General features: G+C 48.1%; 14 protein-coding genes and 1 pseudogene. 12 read left to right on the top strand and 3 right to left on the bottom strand.

The features are described 5' to 3' along the window. Positions 1-21 precede the first annotated feature (21 nt). The 9 genes from ABC336_RS09490 (at position 22) to ABC336_RS09450 (ending at position 11,233) form a co-directional block, all read left to right on the top strand. Entirely contained in the window at positions 22-1,401 is a 1,380-nt protein-coding gene (locus ABC336_RS09490; protein WP_413238434.1) for a sugar phosphate nucleotidyltransferase, read from the top strand. Beyond that, positions 1,398-2,420, top strand: a complete 1,023-nt coding sequence (locus ABC336_RS09485) for an LCP family glycopolymer transferase (protein ID WP_413238433.1) — start codon at positions 1,398-1,400, stop codon at positions 2,418-2,420. Before ABC336_RS09490 ends, ABC336_RS09485 begins: the two co-directional genes overlap by 4 nt. Positions 2,421-2,625: 205 nt before the next feature. Beyond that, a complete protein-coding gene (locus ABC336_RS09480) occupies positions 2,626-3,900 on the top strand; it encodes a polysaccharide pyruvyl transferase family protein (protein ID WP_413238432.1) in 1,275 nt (424 codons plus the stop codon). Positions 3,901-4,030: 130 nt separating this feature from the next. Further along, positions 4,031-4,456, top strand: a complete 426-nt coding sequence (locus ABC336_RS09475) for a DUF2203 domain-containing protein (RefSeq protein ID WP_413238431.1) — start codon at positions 4,031-4,033, stop codon at positions 4,454-4,456. Beyond that, entirely contained in the window at positions 4,453-5,967 is a 1,515-nt protein-coding gene (locus tag ABC336_RS09470; protein ID WP_413238430.1) for an NAD(P)H-binding protein, read from the top strand. The genes ABC336_RS09475 and ABC336_RS09470 overlap by 4 nt, the downstream gene beginning before the upstream one ends. Before the next feature lie 3 nt (positions 5,968-5,970). After that, positions 5,971-7,296, top strand: a complete 1,326-nt coding sequence (locus ABC336_RS09465) for an RHS repeat domain-containing protein (RefSeq protein ID WP_413238429.1) — start codon at positions 5,971-5,973, stop codon at positions 7,294-7,296. Between the two features lie 113 nt (positions 7,297-7,409). Further along, complete coding sequence (locus ABC336_RS09460) at positions 7,410-7,649, top strand: helix-turn-helix transcriptional regulator (RefSeq protein WP_413238428.1); 240 nt, start codon at positions 7,410-7,412, stop codon at positions 7,647-7,649. Further along, positions 7,636-8,652, top strand: coding sequence for an AAA family ATPase (locus ABC336_RS09455; protein WP_413238427.1), 1,017 nt, complete (start codon positions 7,636-7,638; stop codon positions 8,650-8,652). Before ABC336_RS09460 ends, ABC336_RS09455 begins: the two co-directional genes overlap by 14 nt. Then, complete coding sequence (locus tag ABC336_RS09450; RefSeq protein WP_413238426.1) at positions 8,645-11,233, top strand: S8 family peptidase; 2,589 nt, start codon at positions 8,645-8,647, stop codon at positions 11,231-11,233. Before ABC336_RS09455 ends, ABC336_RS09450 begins: the two co-directional genes overlap by 8 nt. 199 nt (positions 11,234-11,432) lie before the next feature. Here ABC336_RS09450 and ABC336_RS09445 read toward each other — a convergent pair whose 3' ends face one another. From ABC336_RS09445 to ABC336_RS09435, 3 genes are all read right to left on the bottom strand, one after another. Continuing rightward, complete coding sequence (locus ABC336_RS09445; protein ID WP_413238425.1) at positions 11,433-11,693, bottom strand: hypothetical protein; 261 nt, start codon at positions 11,691-11,693, stop codon at positions 11,433-11,435. A gap of 380 nt (positions 11,694-12,073) precedes the next feature. Continuing rightward, the gene (locus ABC336_RS09440) at positions 12,074-12,850 is read right to left on the bottom strand and encodes a TIR domain-containing protein (protein WP_413238424.1); all 777 of its coding nucleotides are present in this window, start codon (positions 12,848-12,850) and stop codon (positions 12,074-12,076) included. Positions 12,851-12,942: 92 nt separating this feature from the next. Then, positions 12,943-13,644, bottom strand: coding sequence for a Fic family protein (locus ABC336_RS09435; RefSeq protein ID WP_413238423.1), 702 nt, complete (start codon positions 13,642-13,644; stop codon positions 12,943-12,945). Positions 13,645-13,811: 167 nt separating this feature from the next. On the opposite strand from ABC336_RS09435, the pseudogene ABC336_RS09430 reads away from it, so the two are divergent. The 3 genes and pseudogenes from ABC336_RS09430 (at position 13,812) to ABC336_RS09420 (ending at position 16,464) form a co-directional block, all read left to right on the top strand. Beyond that, positions 13,812-14,546 (top strand): annotated as a pseudogene (locus ABC336_RS09430) (ABC transporter ATP-binding protein). After that, positions 14,543-15,568 (top strand): ABC transporter permease, encoded by a 1,026-nt coding sequence (locus ABC336_RS09425; protein ID WP_413238422.1) that lies wholly within the window; start codon positions 14,543-14,545, stop codon positions 15,566-15,568. Before ABC336_RS09430 ends, ABC336_RS09425 begins: the two are co-directional and overlap by 4 nt. 269 nt (positions 15,569-15,837) lie before the next feature. Further along, on the top strand, positions 15,838-16,464 hold the full coding sequence (locus ABC336_RS09420) for a TetR/AcrR family transcriptional regulator (RefSeq protein ID WP_413238421.1): 627 nt from the start codon (positions 15,838-15,840) through the stop codon (positions 16,462-16,464). Positions 16,465-16,511: the final 47 nt, after the last annotated feature.

Here is a 16,511-nt window from a genome sequence, read left to right as displayed (position 1 = left end):
CTTCATTTAGGAGGGGATTCTATGAAGCTTGTATTGTTATCTGGAGGTTCCGGCAAACGGCTCTGGCCGTTGTCCAACGACGCACGTTCCAAGCAATTCCTGAAGGTGCTGGAAAACGACAAGGGCGAAATGGAATCCATGGTCCAGCGGGTATGGGGACAGATCCGGTCGGCGGGATTGGATCAGCAGGCGGTCATCGCGACCAGCAAGCTGCAGGTTGATATTCTGCAAAATCAGCTGGGAGATGTGCCGATCGTCCCTGAGCCTGAACGGCGTGACACCTTCCCGGCGATCGCGCTGGCCGCTTCGTACCTGTACTCCGTCCAGGGCGTAAGCCTGGATGAGACCGTCTGCATCCTGCCTGTCGATCCGTATGTCGAGGATCACTTCTTCGAGCGGATCAAGGCACTGGAGACTTCGCTCCAGGCGTCAGGAGCCAATCTGGCGCTGATGGGCGTCAAGCCGACTTATCCGTCTTCCAAGTACGGCTATATCGTGCCGTCAGCGGATGCCATGGACGCCGACTATCGCGCCGTCAGCCGGTTCACGGAGAAGCCGACCGAAGCGCAGGCGCAGGCGCTGATCGCCGAGGATGCGCTCTGGAACTGCGGCGTCTTCGCCTTCAAGCTCGAATACATCGTGACCAAGCTGCTGGAGCGGGGCTGGCCGGTCATGTATGAGGAGCTGTCGCAGCAGTATCAGGAGCTGCCGAAGATCAGCTTTGACTACGAGGTCGTCGAGAAAGAGGATCGGATCGTCGCCGTAGACTACGATGGCTACTGGAAGGATCTCGGCACCTGGAACACGCTGACGGAGAACATGGGCGTGCAGCAGATGGGCAACGGCGCGATCTGCGAGGCGTCCCGCAATACTCACCTGATCAACGAACTGGATATCCCGGTTACGGTCATCGGCATCTCCGATGCGGTCGTCGCGGTAAGTCCGGACGGCATCCTGGTCGCCGACAAGCAGGCGAGCCCGAAGATCAAGGATATGGTGCTGCCGGGTCAGATGCCGATGTACGAGGAGCGGACCTGGGGCTGGTACCGGGTGCTGGATTATGCCAAGTATGAGGATGAGGACGAGGTGCTCACCAAACGGATCGGCCTCAAGCCGGGCAAGCATCTCAACTATCAGAAATATAGTCTGCGGGCTGACACCTGGACGATCATCAGCGGCGAAGGGCAGCTGGTGAAGGGCCAGGAGATTATCCCGGTCAAGGCAGGCGATGTGTTCCATATCCCGGCTAATGAGTATCGTGCGCTCAAGGCTGTGACCGATATGGAGATCATCGAGATTCAGAAAGGCAACGTGCTGGAGTGTGTAGAAGAGGCCTTGGAGCATGTACAGAGCTGGGAAGAGCTGGAGAGTCTTTGTCTGTCGGGCAGGATCCCGTCATGAAGCGGCGGATCATCTATGGCACGCTGGCTGCCTTTAGCGTCATCGGACTGGCGCTTGGCATCTATCTATACCAGATGTACGATTCGGTGAAGGACACCGTAGCAGCCATCTACGAGCCGCTGGAGCCGCCGGCGCTTGCTGATGATCCACGGGCCACTGCATCCGCTGCCGAGGAAGAGCAGACGGATGAGCTGATCGAGACAGTCAACGGTGCAGAGCCTGGGCTGATCGATCCCGCAGCGGTTCGGGGCAGCGCCCTGACTGCGGGTCCGGTGGACCTGGCGAACAAGGAGCCGTTCACCCTGCTGATCATGGGAGTCGATGAACGGATGGGCGACCACGGCCGTTCCGATACGATCATCGTGCTGGCAGTCAATCCGGCGCAGAACGCGGTGCTGATGTTCAACATCCCGCGCGATACGCGTACGGAGTTGATCGGCCGGGGGACGCAGGACAAGATCAATCATGCCTATGCCTTCGGAGGCACCCGGATGGCGGTCGATACCGTCAGCGATTTCCTGGGCGTACCGATCAATTATTATGTCAAGGTCAATATGGAAGGTCTCGTGCAGATCATCGATATACTGGGCGGCGTCAAGATCGACAATCCGTTCACCTTCCGTTACGAGGGCGTCACCTATACAGAGGGACCGCTGTCGTTGAACGGCCGGGACGCGATGATGTACACTCGGATGAGATATGACGATCCGCGCGGTGATTTTGGCCGCAATGCGAGACAACAGCTTGTCTTGTCCGATCTGATCGACCGCGCCAAGCGCATTTCGACGGTTACGAAGATCCCGGATATCCTCCAAGAAGTCGAGGAGAATACGCGGACCAATCTGACCCTGGACGATATGACAGACATCTACACACACTACCGCCATCAGGCGAGAGATATTTACAAGGACGAGATCAAGGGCTCCGGCAAGCATATCGACGGTATCTACTATTATATAGTGGATCAAGCCGAGCGCGACCGGATGCGGAGCAAGCTGGCTGCTCACCTGCAGCCTTAGCCGGCAAGAAAGGAAACGGGACGAGGAGGGCGCGAGTCTGACCTGAGGCGCATGATCATAAGAAATATGTTTAACGCATCGGAAGCAAGGGTAATACTGCATAATTTCGGGGCCAGTGTCGGGCACACATGCAGGCGCGTCGCTATAAACTCGGCAAAGAGAGGTCGAGGCGGAGCGCAACTATTAATGATGAAGGGGAATGGTTATGGGGAAAATTATCATTGTTGGCGGTCAGATGGAGAATAAAGGCGCGCAGGCGATGACATTTACAGTAATCAACGAGATTCGCAAACGTTATCCCGGCAAAGAGATCTACGTCAACTGTCAGGATCCGGATAAAAACTATAATTTCAACCTGCTGCGCATTGGCAGAAAGCTAAAGCTCGAGATGATTGGCGGACTCTATGGAATGCTGGGCAAAGTGCTGCCCAAGGCGTCTAACGTCAATGTCAACCGTCAGGAAATGGAGGCGCTGCTGGGGGATACGGATCTGATGATCGATATTAGCGGCTTTGCACTGTCGTCGCAGTTCAGCTTCCGTCATTCCCTCAATTATATGGCGAATATCATGCTTGCCAAGAAATATAATGTTCCGATGGTGCTGATGTCTCAATCATTTGGCCCGTTCGACTACAAGGGGATAGATAAGCTGATCATCCCGCCGCTCATCCGCAAGCATATCAGCTATCCGAAGCGGATCTATGCCAGAGAGTTTGAGGGCCAGCGGTATATGAGCCAATATACGAAGGACAATCTGCACAAATCCGTAGATATCGTCCTGCAGGGCAGCGAATTCAATATCGATCATCTGTTCCGGCCGGGCACCTACCAGACGGGAGCAGGGGTAGCGGTAAAGCCGGATTCGGTCGCGATTATTCCCAATGTGAAGACGATGAAATACGGCACCCGGGAAGAGATGCTCAGCCTTTACCAGAAGATGGTGGATCAGCTGCTGCTGAAAGGCAAGCACATCTACCTGCTGCGCCACTCTACGGAGGATCTGGAGATCTGCAAGGAGATCAAAGGGCGCTATCCGGAGCAAGAGCGTGTTGTGCTGCTGGAAAAAGAATATGACTGCATCGAAATCCATCATATTCTCAACCAGTTCGACTTTATCGTCGGCTCCCGGTATCACTCGATCATCCATGCCTATAAAAATGGCATCCCGGTGCTGGCGTTGGGCTGGGCTACCAAATACAAAGAACTGCTAGGCATCTTTGGCCAGAGCGATTATATCTTCGATGTGCGAAACCTCGAACACGCCGAGCGGTCGATCGGGCTTGCGCTTACGCAGATGATCGATCGCCGCGACGAGGAGGCGGCCAAGATCCGCGCCAAGATGGAGGAGCTGCAGGAAGTGAATATCTTCCATGAGGTGCTCGGCGATCTGCCCGTGGATGCGCTAACGCATGCAGCACCGGTGGAACCGGTGCAGGAGCAGGCGCAAGGCGAGCCTGCCGCACAAGCGGCAGGGGCGTAGACCGGTAGACTCCGCGGCCAGGTCGATTCATTTTTACTCCCAGCGTATCTTTGGACTAGCCAATGTCGTTCAGATTTTATAGACTTGGATAAAGAGTCATATCAAGCACGCCAAAAAGGAGTGATAGCAGATGGCTCACAAACGATTTACGCTTGCGGAAGCGACCGCGATGCTACCTGAGCTGAGCGCCGACCTGAAGCAGCTGCAGGAAGTCACTCAGGAGCTGCAAAAACAGTACGTGGAGCTGCAAAAGATCAAAGCCAGATATAAGCAGGCTCAGGCTGCAGGCGTAGCTGCCGGAAGAGATGAAGATCCATTCTTCGAGCTTGAGGCGAGGCTGGAGTTCCTGCAGATGGAGGCCGAAGTGGATATCGCCAACTTTGCCCGGAAGGGTGTCTTGCTGAAGATGATCAGCCCCGGTCTCATCGACTTCCCGGCTGTCATCGATGGCGAGGAAGTGCTGATCTGCTGGAAGGAAGGCGAGGAGCGGATCACGCATTATCACGGCTGGCATGATGGGTTTGGCGGCCGCAAGCCGCTGCCGGATGATCAATGACGGGCCTTGGGAATACGGCTGAACCGCCAGCAGGGGATCAAGTCGAGCAGAAGACTACTGCCGGAGAGCATGTCCGCCGGCCCGTTATCGCGCTATCCGGCGCGAGCGGCTACATTGGACGTAATCTATGGCAAGCGCTGACGGCAGACGCAGATGTAATCGCGCTCTCCCGCAGCGGCGGCGAGCGCCAGGACACCGCATCGGTGACCTGGCGCTCGTGTGATTTTTATGACCTCGATGAGGCCATAAAAGGGCTGGCTGGTGCAGACTATGCGATCTATCTGCTGCATTCCATGATTCCGTCGGCCAAGCTGACGCAAGGCAGCTTCGAGGATATGGATGCGATCCTGGCAGCGCACTTCGCCCGTGCGGCACGGACATGCGGCATACGCCAGATCATCTATCTGAGCGGGATGATCCCGCCGGATACGGACAAGGAGGCACTCTCTCGCCATCTGCGGAGCCGGCTGGAGGTCGAGGAGATCCTGGGCGCTTGCGGCGTGCCGGTGACCACGATCCGTGCCGGCCTGATCGTCGGCCCCGAAGGCTCTTCCTTCCCGATCCTTGCCAAGCTGGTGCGGCGGCTGCCCTTCATGATCCTGCCCCGCTGGACGAGAACCAAGACGCAGCCGATCGCGCTCTCCGAGCTGCTGCATGCGATCCAGGGCAGTATCGGCGTCCGCGAGCTGGAGGGACGGGTGATCGATGTCGGCGGCCCGGACGTGATGACTTACGCGGAGATGCTGGACGAGACCGCCCGGCTGTCCGGACGCAAGCTGCGTTTTGTGCCGTTTCCTTACTTCTCGGTCTATCTCTCCCGGCTCTGGGTCTCCCTCGTCACAGGCACACCCAAGGCGATAGCCTATCCGCTGATCGAGAGTCTGATCCATCCGATGGTAGCGGCGAGCAGGCACTGCGTAGCGGGACTAAGCGACGGGAAGATCTCGTTCCGGGACGCGGCGGAGCAGGCGCTGGAGGAAGAGCGGGAGCAGAAGCAGAAGGACAAGAAGAAGGAGGCAGCACAGGACGAAAAAGACACAGCACCGCGTCTGCCCGCTGCCGACAAGCGTGCAGCGCAGTCCGACGTCCGGTCCGTGCAGCGGCTCATCCTGCCCGAGGGCAAGGATGCGGCCTGGGCGGGGGCCTATTACTTGAAGTGGCTGAGCCGGTTCGCCGGGCCGGTCTTCCGGGTGACGGAGGAGGGGCTGATCAGCCGCCTCTACCTGCGCGGCTTCCGTAAACCGCTGCTCCAGCTGACGTATGATGAGGAGAAGAGCAGGCCTGATTATGCCAGTTACCGCATCTCCGGCGGCGCTTTTGCCCGGATGTCGGAGGTGCACAAGGGGCGCCTCGAATTCATCCAGCTCTCAGGTGGGCGGGAGTGCGTGGTGGCCATCCACGATTACATGCCTTCGCTGCCGTGGCTGTTCTACAAGTACACCCAGGCCAAGCTGCATCTGCTGGTCATGTGGCTGTATAGGCGGCATTTGTTGCGGGTGAAAGGTGCCTGATAAATGAAAGGCGTATACGGCCAGCAAAACGATCTGTGGTGCTTACCCGAGCATCGCAGTTTTTTTTATGTGTACAATAACCGGGACTTCCTCCTGAGCAAATCGGGGCCGGATGAAACGATTTCGTATACGTACAATCATGATGGAAGCCGGAGCAGCATGGTAGATCGCGGCACGCAGATCACATCCTATACGTATCACCAATTCTCAGGACAGTTGACGGGGGTAACGTACCCGGACGGCAAAACCCTTGCCTACACGTATGATAATCGAGGGAATCGTGCCAGCATGACAACTCCTTTTGGAGATCTGGCGGAGTATGAATATGATGTGGTCAATCAGTTATCTAGCGTGAAGTGGAAAGAGGCCCCAGTAGCATCCTTCAACTATCTTGGGAATGGTCAATTGGAGACCAAGAATGCGGGATATAATCTGCTCACACAAACGTATAGTTATACGGATGGAAGGCTGACGGGACTGGAACACTTGCAAGGCGTCAATGTTGTCCGGAATTACACGTATGATTATGACAAAAATGCAAACATAACGGCTATTAATGAGTACAATTTCCGACCCAATTCGTTGACATCAAGTGAGACGTTTGCCTATGATAATCTCAATCGAATCAGTACGGCCTCCTTGCTAGATGAAACTTACACGTATGACAACCGTGGTAATCGTCAGACGATAATGACCGATGCCGAGATGGATCTGAGCGACGTGAGCTACGAATATGATGCGTGGGATCGCCTCACCAAGGTTACCAGGGAGGGGCAAGTTGTCGAATATGCCTATAACGGCGACAACTTGATGGTTGAACGTAAGCATAATGGAGTCACAACAAGATACTACTACGACGGAGACCAGATTATTGCGGAAGGAACCGTTGGAGGCAATGGAAATGTTGCAGAGGTGGCAACGTATATACGGAGTGGAACGGAACTTATTTTGCGGGATGATGCATATGAAAATAAAGGCTACTATCTGCATAACGGACACGGTGATGTAACCGAAATGCTTGCCATTAACGGACAAGTGCTCAATCAATATGAGTATGATATCTGGGGCAAACCACTGCGAATTCAAGCGCCGATGGATAATCCCTTTCTGTACTCGGGAGAGTATTGGGATGATACAACGCAATTGCAGTATTTGCGTGCCAGGTGGTATGATCCTAGCGTAGGGCGGTTTATTAATGAGGATACGTATGAAGGGGAGTTGAATAATCCTTTAAGTCAGAATCTTTATACCTATGTGCATAATAATCCGGTATTCTGTTTTTTACGAGGTGAACTTAAAAACGTGGGAATCAGCAGCAAGTCGGCATGAAAGGCCACCTTTGGAATTTAAAACGAAGGTGGCCTTTCATATTTTTCATACTCAGAACTATGACGAATGCTATAGCAAATGCTATAATGAAGTATCGGCTCGGAGGTGAAACAATGTCTTTGAGTAATATAGTCAAGCAAATCAGGGAAGAACTTGAAATTAGCCAAGAACAACTTGCAAGGGAATTGAACATAAGCTTCTCAACAATAAATCGCTGGGAAAATAATAAAAGTACTCCAAGTCGTTTGGCAAAAGATCGACTTTGGGCTTTCTGTGAAAATAAATCAATATCCACAGCAGTTATTGACCAATTAAAAAAACAATTAGTGGGTGGAACAAGTGGCACGAGCTGATTTGCTTTTTGAAGTAATTAAACACGGTCTTTCTGGAGATATGCCTCATTTAAGACGAGCAGTAGAAGCGATATGTGCTGAAGAACGGGCAAAGCAGCATACTATTGTGGCTAGTCGCATTGAGGAATTACTTAAAAACACCAAAAACGAAATACGTAACAATCAAGCTAGTTTCCCTCTCATAAAACAGGTGTCTAACGAGCAAAACTTCATCTCAGAACTAGTTCCAAAAAAAAGACTTGACCAGCTAATCTTACCCGAAGCGGTTTTGCAGTTATGTAAGGAAGTTGTCGAAGAACACAATCGTGCGGATTTATTACGTTCATATGGTCTGGAACCCAGAAATAAATTGTTATTTATTGGTCCTCCAGGTAATGGAAAAACTTCATTAGCTGAAGCTATTGCTGAGTCACTAATGATTCCCCTCTTGTCGGTAAAGTATGAGAGTATCGTTGGAGCCTATCTAGGTGAGACGGCAATAAAACTTGCCAAGCTATTTGATTATGCAAAGACCCGACATTGTGTTCTGTTTTTTGATGAATTCGAAACGTTAGGAAAAGAACGCGGAGACGTACATGAAACTGGAGAAATAAAAAGGGTCGTTAGCTCACTTCTATTACACATCGATTCGTTACCAAGCTATGTTATTGTTATTGGTGCAACCAATCATGAAGGATTACTGGATAAAGCCGCATGGAGAAGGTTCCAATTACACTTAGAATTACCTTACCCAAGCAGGGCTAATCTAGAATCATGGTTCGCCCAATTTGAGAGACGTACGGGCTTCAAGTTCGGTTTAGAATGCAGCACATTAGCAAAAAAGGCCTTAGGATGTAGTTATGCTGAAGCTGAAGAGTTAGCAATATCAATTTACAGAAAGTACATATTGCAACTTCCTAATACAGATGCTAAACATCTAACATCAAGTACACTCAGATTATGGGAAGCGCAGAAGAAAGCTAGAAGAGCGACCAATAATTCAGAGGTGAACAATAATGGCTGAAAGACCACTAATTCTATTCAAAAAATTTGAAGAAGCCAAGAAAGCAAACCTTAATGGGAGACCACCTAAATTTGCTGTACCATCAGTAGAGACCCAAATGTCTAAACTATCTCCAAAATTCCAAGAATTACAGAGTGCTATTGATAGAAAGACTATTGCAATTCAAAATTCACCTTCAGGCATTAATCCAGATAGCGCATTGGTTCTCGAAACCGTAGGATCAGTAGATAGCTTTTATAGTGTGATTAAGAACATTGAAGATTTGGAATTAATGTTAGATATAACTTTAGATGGAATAGAAAAAGATGAGGATTTTTATTTAATCGACAACCAAGGTAACTTAAAAGATGGTGACCTACCTGGGAAGTTATACTGTGTATTAACAAATAAAAAAGCATTAGATCAACTAATTTCCCTTTGGAAACAATATGTTCAGAATCCTAATATGACATTTCGGCGAGGCTTTAATGGCGTCAAGGATATGTTTAATCAACTTAAAGAAATCAGATATTGGAGCCCTCAAGATCGTATTGAGGAAACAAGAGTAGTAGATTATTGGCAAGAAAGCCTTCAGTTCAACGGAGACGAAAATGTCAATTTTGAAATTGAGCTCTTTTTTAGAAAAACCACTGAGCAGAGAAACAATTCATCTTTAGTTGTAACAGATGCTATAAAAAGCATGGGAGGGCTTGTTCTTTCGGAATGCGTCATTCCGAATATTATGTACCACGCTATTCTTGTTACTTTACCAAGGAATCAGATTGAACTGCTAGTTAATAGCTATGAGCAAGTCGCACTTACACGCGTTGATGATATTATGTTTTTCAGACCTGTAGGACAAATTGCATTTCCTTTTCATCTTTCTGAAACTGATCAAGAACCCACATCCAAGACTCCCCACCAAGCACTCAAAATAGATCAACTGAGCGAAGACCCTATTGTAGCGATCCTAGACGGCTTTCCTATGCAGAATCATTCTTTTTTGGAAAACCGACTCATTGTTGATGATCCAGATAATTGGGCAAATGAATATGTTGTTAGAGATAGAGTACACGGTACAGCAATGGCATCGTTAGTAGTCCATGGAGATTTAAATGGTCTCAGTTCCCCTATAGATAGCAAAGTTTATATCAGACCTATCTTAAAACCCATGAGAGATTTTAATGGTAAATTAACTGAATGTGCTCCTGACGATGTCTTATTGGTTGATCTGATACATACTGCTGTCAGAAGAATTGTTGTTGGGGATGAAAATAATAGAGCCATCACATCAGTAAAAATAATTAACCTATCATTCGGTGACCCTTCCAGAGTATTTATTAATATGATGAGTCCTCTCGCGCGGTTACTTGATTGGTTGAGCTACACTTATAAAGTCTTGTTTATCATTAGTGCTGGTAATCATAATCAAAATGGAATTGATATTGGGATTCCTTTTGACGAATTTAAGAGGCTTGCTCCCGAAGAAAGAGAGACCATAATCTTACAAAACTTAAACAGCAACAGCAGAAACATCAGGTTGTTATCTCCAGCCGAGAGTATTAACAATCTTGCCATTGGGGCATTATTCAATGATTTTTCCGATGCTGCCGAGAATGAAAGATTTATTTTTCCCTATAAGCAACCGTTACCTAGTCCCGTTTCAGCAATTGGTTTAGGGTATAATAGATCGATTAAACCAGATATCTTCTACAATGGTGGTAGAAAGTTTATAAGAGAATCACTAGGTTCGACAGTAATTAATTGGATTCCGTTACCTACAAGACCGCCGGGCTGCTGTGTAGCCACTCCAGGTCAAAACAATGAAATTAATGAAGTTGCTTACACATTTGGGACTAGCGATGCTGCCGCGCAAGTTTCACATGAGGGGGTTAAATGTCACTCTGTCTTACGAGAAATTTTCCTAACACAAACTGGAGATGATATTCCGAATAACCACGCTGCCCTGCTCATAAAGGCAATGCTTGTTCACGGAGCAACATGGAATCATAACATTGTTATTGCCAATGCTTTGGAAATTGCAGAAAATCGAATTTTTAGATGGTTAGGAAATGGCGTTCCTGACATTAGCCGAGTAATGGAATGTGCTAAAAACAGAATGACATTAATCGGATACGGTGCTCTTCAAAAAGGCAAGGCTCATGTATATCAGCTTCCAGTCCCATTTGAATTTAATACAAGACGTTTTTTCAGGAAGCTTACAGTTACTCTTGCTTACTTTTCACCTACTACCTCATCCAGACAAAAGTATCGGTCAGCACACTTATGGTTCAATATAGAGAATAACAAACTTACGCCTAACAGGCTTAATACTGATTATAAAGCTGTACAAAGAGGTACTACACAACATGAAATATTTTATGGAGATCAAGCAACTGCATGGAACCCTAATGACTTTGTTAATATACGAGTAAATTGTCGTGAAGATGCAGAAAACACGATACCAGATATTGAATATGCAGTACTTGTCACATTCGAGCTGGCTGAGGAGATATGTGAACAACTAGACATCGATGTATACGAAAGCATAACTACAAAAATTAGAGAACTTGTCCCTATTACACCAAGTTCGCCCAACTGATATCAGGTTAGGTAAACTTGCACAAAATAATGAGCCTGCCACCAAATCTGGGCAGCAGGCTTGTATTCGTATTCGCTTTATAGGGATCGTTCCGATTCATGACGTTTTCCGGTTCGAAGTCAATACCGCTGATCGCATGTTCGTACATAGCTTGTTCTCACTCGTATCGTTCGAAGTACAGTAGGTTGACAATAATTCGTTAAATCGCTTCATATTTCTCTCTGTGATGGTCAGCATACCATGTCCGCTCACTACAAGAAGCTTGTTCACAAGTGGAAGGGAGTTTCACTTGGTCCATCCCAAAATATTTGCCGCCGCGCCCCATTGAAAAGCCATAATGGCTTTCTCCGTGGCGGTCATGTCCACGGCCAGCAAATCCGGTGATCTGTTTTTTACGAGGTAAACTTAAAAACTTGGGAATCAGCAATAAATCGGCTTGAAGGGCCACCTTCAGAATCAAAATGAAGGTGGCCCTTCCGTATAACGTCCTTGAATTCACAAACCTTCACTGCCTTAAGTGACCACGGGGAAACGGGAACGGCCGCGACGCGGTTAGGCAGTGAAGGTTTGTACGGCTATATCAGCTTCCTTGCCACTGAAAATGTGAAAATGCTCCAATCGAATCGGATTCTATTACTCCGGTCTGAACCAAGCCTCGTAGCTGCGCAGCGTGGATACGGTGTTAGGCGAAGTAATTGCCTTTATTAAGTAGGCTATCAAGAGTCAATTTCCTTATTATTGAATTTAAATTCTATAGTTGCGTTTGCGTTTATATTTTGTAAATAATTATTGATAATTGCAACAAACTTGTTCACCTCTTCACTTTTAAAATGCATAGTGTTAACATTGCGTCCTAAACCAAGTGTAAAAATATAAATCCATTTTTTTTTCAGTTGAAGTCATTTTTCTGACCCCGATACAATCGACAAATGCAGCTGTCAATAGCTCAGTTATTATTAATTCCCTATCTATATTGGTACTTCTTCTAAAGTCGGTCTCATACTCTTCATAACTTCTTTTGTCTACATCCATAATGCAATTATGTATTAGCTTAAGCCTTGCCTTCATTGCTATCGATAATGTTTCATTCCTAATTTTTGGAACTGGAAAATTTGAATATTGTTCTATTGTGAACGCACCTTTTGCTGATTCTTTCAGAGTCTTTTCAATAGATAGCATTCTAATGATATTTTTATAGATGTCTGGTCTAATAATTTTAATTAGTTTTATAGCTATTTCATCAATGTCAAACTCGGAAGTTACTACTATTGAAAACTTGTCTGCTAAAGTTAGACTGTACTTAGCCACATCCTCTTTATTAATGTTTAACCAAATTGGTAATATTATTTTTTTGTTTAATAACATTTCTTTAGTTTTTAGGCTAACATATTCGTGATCAGTCCAAGTTTTTTCGAAAAAATCTTTGCTTAGGATGACAATACCAAAAGCTGATTCTTGTAATCCTTTCTCAATAGAAGCTATCAATGAATCACCATGTTCTATTGAAAATTCATCATACCAAACGTTTACTTTATAAACTTCAGACAATTGATTAGCCAGTTGTCTAACAAATATGTCTTTATCTTCTGAAGCATGTGATATAAATACATCCCACATAGTGTACTTCCTCTCTATTTTTTGATCCTGCATGAAATAGAAAGCCCACTGCCAAGTTCAGGCAACAGGCTTGGATTGCATGCATATTCACTTTATCGTGAGTGCGCTGATTCACGATGCTTTTCCGGCTCGAAGTCAATGCCGCTGATCGCATGTTCATATAAAAACTGCTTAATTTGGCTCATATCGTTCGTCGTATAGTAGGCTGACAACAATTCGTTAAACCGCTCCATATTTTTCTCTGTAATGGTCAGCATACCATGTCCATTCTCGACAAGAAGCTTGTTCGCAAGCAGGAGAGAGGTTCGCTTGTTTCCATCCCAAAACATTTGCCGCCGCGCTCCCCATAGGAAAGCCGTAATGGCTTTCTCCGTAGTGGTCATGTCCGTGGACAGCAAGTTCTCCAATTCTTGTTCGATCTCGCTCCGCACCGGGAGCGGCGGTACATAATCCGTGCCTGAAATTCCAACACGCCCGGTTCTTAAAGCGCCCCATTCGAGCGCTTCATTCCTCGCGACGTATTCATTGAGTTTGCAAATGAGGGGAAGTGTAGTCGGCTCATCAATCGCGTTCAACAAATAACGCCAGGCATTCCTCATATTAAGGACGGCTTGTATGTCATCCAGCGTTACACCAGGAACATTGACACCGTTCAGTATCGTTTGGGTTTGCGAAAAAGTAATATTCCGGTTTTCCATCTTCATGCCGCAGTATATATTTTCGTCCCGTTTCTTCTTAGCCAGAAACAGGCTTTGTTGTTTGGTCAGCGCATATTTATTTGAAAGTGGTTTCATTTTGTATCCCTCCTGCCAGTTATCATTATATTTGGTTTTGAAATCAAAATCACCTATATTGCCTTAAATAAAAGTGATTACTCACTTGAAATGCGAATAGAAATGAAGTATATTTAATTCATAAATGAGTAAGTACTCACTTTTTTCATTATAGGGAGGGTATTCGGATGACTATTAACAATGAAATCTGTGTACAAACGAGAGGAGTTACACGTACATTCGGCGGCCTGGAGGTTCTGCACGGAATCAGCTTGGCTGTGCGGAGAAAAGAAATATTCGGGCTGCTTGGCCCGTGAGGCTCCGGCAAAACGACATTCGTGAAATTAATCGCCGGCATCGACGAAGCCACAAGTGGAGAAATCGAGGTGTTGGGCACGCGAATGCCTAAGCTCTCCATGATGCAGTGCATCGGCTACATGGCCCAATCCGACGCAATGTATAGCGAACTGACAGCAAAGGAGAATCTGATGTTCTTCGGCGCACTGTTTGGGTTAAAGGGTGCGGAGATGAAGCGGCGGATCGACAACGTTATGGAGCTCGTGGATTTGACCCGTCACTTAAATCAACCCGTCGGCACCTTTTCCGGAGGCATGAAACGCCGCTTGTCGCTAGCGATTGCCTTGATGCATGAGCCCGAAGTTCTGATCCTCGACGAGCCTACCGTCGGGATTGATCCGGTGCTCCGCCAATCGATATGGCGCGAATTCGATAACCTCAGCAGGCAGGGCACGACGATTATTGTGACCACCCATGTCATGGACGAAGCGGACAAATGCCATCGGCTCGGCATGGTCCGGGATGGTCATCTGATTGCCGTTGGTTCGCCCGATAAGTTGAAGCAGGAGACCGGAAGCTTGACAATCGAGGAAGCCTTCTTGTTTTATGGAGGTGCACGGGTATGAGAGTGCGAGCTCTGATTGTACGTATCATCCGCCAGTTCATTCACGATAAACGTACGTTGGCTTTATTGATCATTGCCCCGCTGCTTGTTTTGTCCCTCATGTATCTTGTATTTAATGGAGAGGCTTATCAGCCGAAAATCGGGGCGCTGCAGCTGCCGGCTCCTTTGGTAGACCGCTTAGAGCAAGCCGAATCGCAAGTGACGCTCCTTCAGATGGACGATGAGGCGGAGGAGGCGCTCGCCAATCAGGAGATCGACGCCATCATCCGTTTCCAGGACGGCGGGCCCCATATCACACTGGAGGGCAGCGATCCCGCCAAAAGCCGGGCGGTCATGCTGTTGATCCAGAAAGCATGGCAAGGGGAATCGGCCAGCGCGGGGCAAGCGATCACTTTCGAATATTTGCATGGGGGCGCTGATTTGTCTTCCTTCGACACCCTGAGTCCCGTATTTATCGGTTTGTTCGCTTTCTTCTTCGTATTTCTGATCGCGGGTGTTTCTTTCCTGCGTGAGCGAACGAGCGGGACGTTGGAACGGTTGCTTGCTACTCCGCTGCGCCGCTGGGAAATTGTTGTTGGCTATATGGCGGGCTTTGGCATCTTTACCGGCCTGCAGTCGGTGTTGATTGCCGGTTATACCATATATGGTCTCGGCAGCATGATGACGGGCTCCTTCGGATATGTGCTTTTAATCATGCTGTTATTGTCGCTCACCGCGCTGAGCTTTGGTACCTTTCTGTCCGCATTTGCCCAATCGGAATTTCAGATGATCCAGTTCATTCCGTTAGTGATCGTGCCGCAGGTGTTTTTCTCCGGGTTGTTTGATCTGGATAGCATGTCCCCGTGGCTGCGCTGGATTGCTCATATTACACCGCTTAAATATGGGGCCGATGCTTTAAAGGACGTGATGATTCGAGGCGGCGGGTGGCACTCCATTGCCACAGACGTTTATGTACTGGCCGGTCTGTCCTTTGCTTTCATGGCAGCCAACGTCGTCGCCTTGCGAAAACATCGCAAAATATAGTACGCTGGTCTAGAAGATTGGTGAAAAAGTGCCGGAAGTGGGGCGGAATTGTCCTGGAGAAGCGGAGCGCTCGCCTTGGTTCCCGGAATTCAACCTCAACCAGAGGTTATGATTCAAGAATTCTGGGAACCACAGCGATCGGAAGGACGATCCGCACAACGCAGGCCTAATTTTCACCACACTTCTAGATGGAAGAAGCATCTGAACTTGAAGGGGGAGAGGCCTCTATGTCGAGCAAGAGGGAACAGTGGCTGGAGGACCTGATCCGGATGACGGAAGAGGATACAGAGAAAAAGACGGAGAAACAGATCAGAATCTTAGAAGCGGCTACGGAAATTTTTGCGGAAAAAGGCTTCAATGCCACTTCAACGAGCGAAATCGCACAACGGGCCGGCGTTGCTGAAGGAACGATCTTCCGGCATTACAAGACCAAAAAGGATCTGCTGTTATCCATCGCCGGACCTATTATGATCAAGCTCGTGACGCCTTTTCTAATGCGGGATTTTGCCAAGACGATTGATATGCCCTACGATCGGGCGGACACATTTTTCAGAGCGCTTGTCAAAGACAGGATCAAATTTGTGCGCGAGAACACGAATATCATTAAAATTCTAATACACGAGGTGCCCTTTCAGCCTGAGTTAATGGCTCAGGTACGAAATCTCGCATCAGAGATTGTATTCCAACGGGTTCAGAAAGCTATCGCTCATTTCCAGAAAGAGGGCCAACTGGTGGAGGCTCCGTCATGGCGGCTTGTGCGCGTGGGGGCCAGTGTCATGATCGGCCTCATCCTGACACATGTACTCATCATACCGGACTTCCCGTTCGATGAAGACCAAGAGATTGATCAGACGATAGACTTGTTGATGTACGGCATCGCAAGCCGGGCTGACTAACTGGCCATTCCTTCGGGTCGTTTTAATCTGAATCAAAGAATCTAAAA

The sequence above is a fragment of the Paenibacillus jepli genome (assembly GCF_047238105.1).
Classification (GTDB): domain Bacteria; phylum Bacillota; class Bacilli; order Paenibacillales; family Paenibacillaceae; genus Paenibacillus_D.
The sequence above is the reverse complement of the archived record's forward strand: the minus strand, read 5'-3'. Positions and strand labels throughout refer to the sequence as shown.

Excerpts from the sequence above, each read along its gene's own strand:
- ABC336_RS09465 (WP_413238429.1), top strand. The coding sequence starts at position 5,971 with ATGAAAGGCGTATACGGCCAGCAAAACGATCTGTGGTGCTTACCCGAG.
- ABC336_RS09485 (WP_413238433.1), top strand. The coding sequence starts at position 1,398 with ATGAAGCGGCGGATCATCTATGGCACGCTGGCTGCCTTTAGCGTCATC.
- ABC336_RS09480 (WP_413238432.1), top strand. The coding sequence starts at position 2,626 with ATGGGGAAAATTATCATTGTTGGCGGTCAGATGGAGAATAAAGGCGCG.
- ABC336_RS09490 (WP_413238434.1), top strand. The coding sequence starts at position 22 with ATGAAGCTTGTATTGTTATCTGGAGGTTCCGGCAAACGGCTCTGGCCG.
- ABC336_RS09420 (WP_413238421.1), top strand. The coding sequence starts at position 15,838 with ATGACGGAAGAGGATACAGAGAAAAAGACGGAGAAACAGATCAGAATC.
- ABC336_RS09435 (WP_413238423.1), bottom strand. The coding sequence starts at position 13,644 with ATGAAACCACTTTCAAATAAATATGCGCTGACCAAACAACAAAGCCTG.
- ABC336_RS09425 (WP_413238422.1), top strand. The coding sequence starts at position 14,543 with ATGAGAGTGCGAGCTCTGATTGTACGTATCATCCGCCAGTTCATTCAC.
- ABC336_RS09440 (WP_413238424.1), bottom strand. The coding sequence starts at position 12,850 with ATGTGGGATGTATTTATATCACATGCTTCAGAAGATAAAGACATATTT.
- ABC336_RS09450 (WP_413238426.1), top strand. The coding sequence starts at position 8,645 with ATGGCTGAAAGACCACTAATTCTATTCAAAAAATTTGAAGAAGCCAAG.
- ABC336_RS09460 (WP_413238428.1), top strand. The coding sequence starts at position 7,410 with ATGTCTTTGAGTAATATAGTCAAGCAAATCAGGGAAGAACTTGAAATT.
- ABC336_RS09470 (WP_413238430.1), top strand. The coding sequence starts at position 4,453 with ATGACGGGCCTTGGGAATACGGCTGAACCGCCAGCAGGGGATCAAGTC.
- ABC336_RS09475 (WP_413238431.1), top strand. The coding sequence starts at position 4,031 with ATGGCTCACAAACGATTTACGCTTGCGGAAGCGACCGCGATGCTACCT.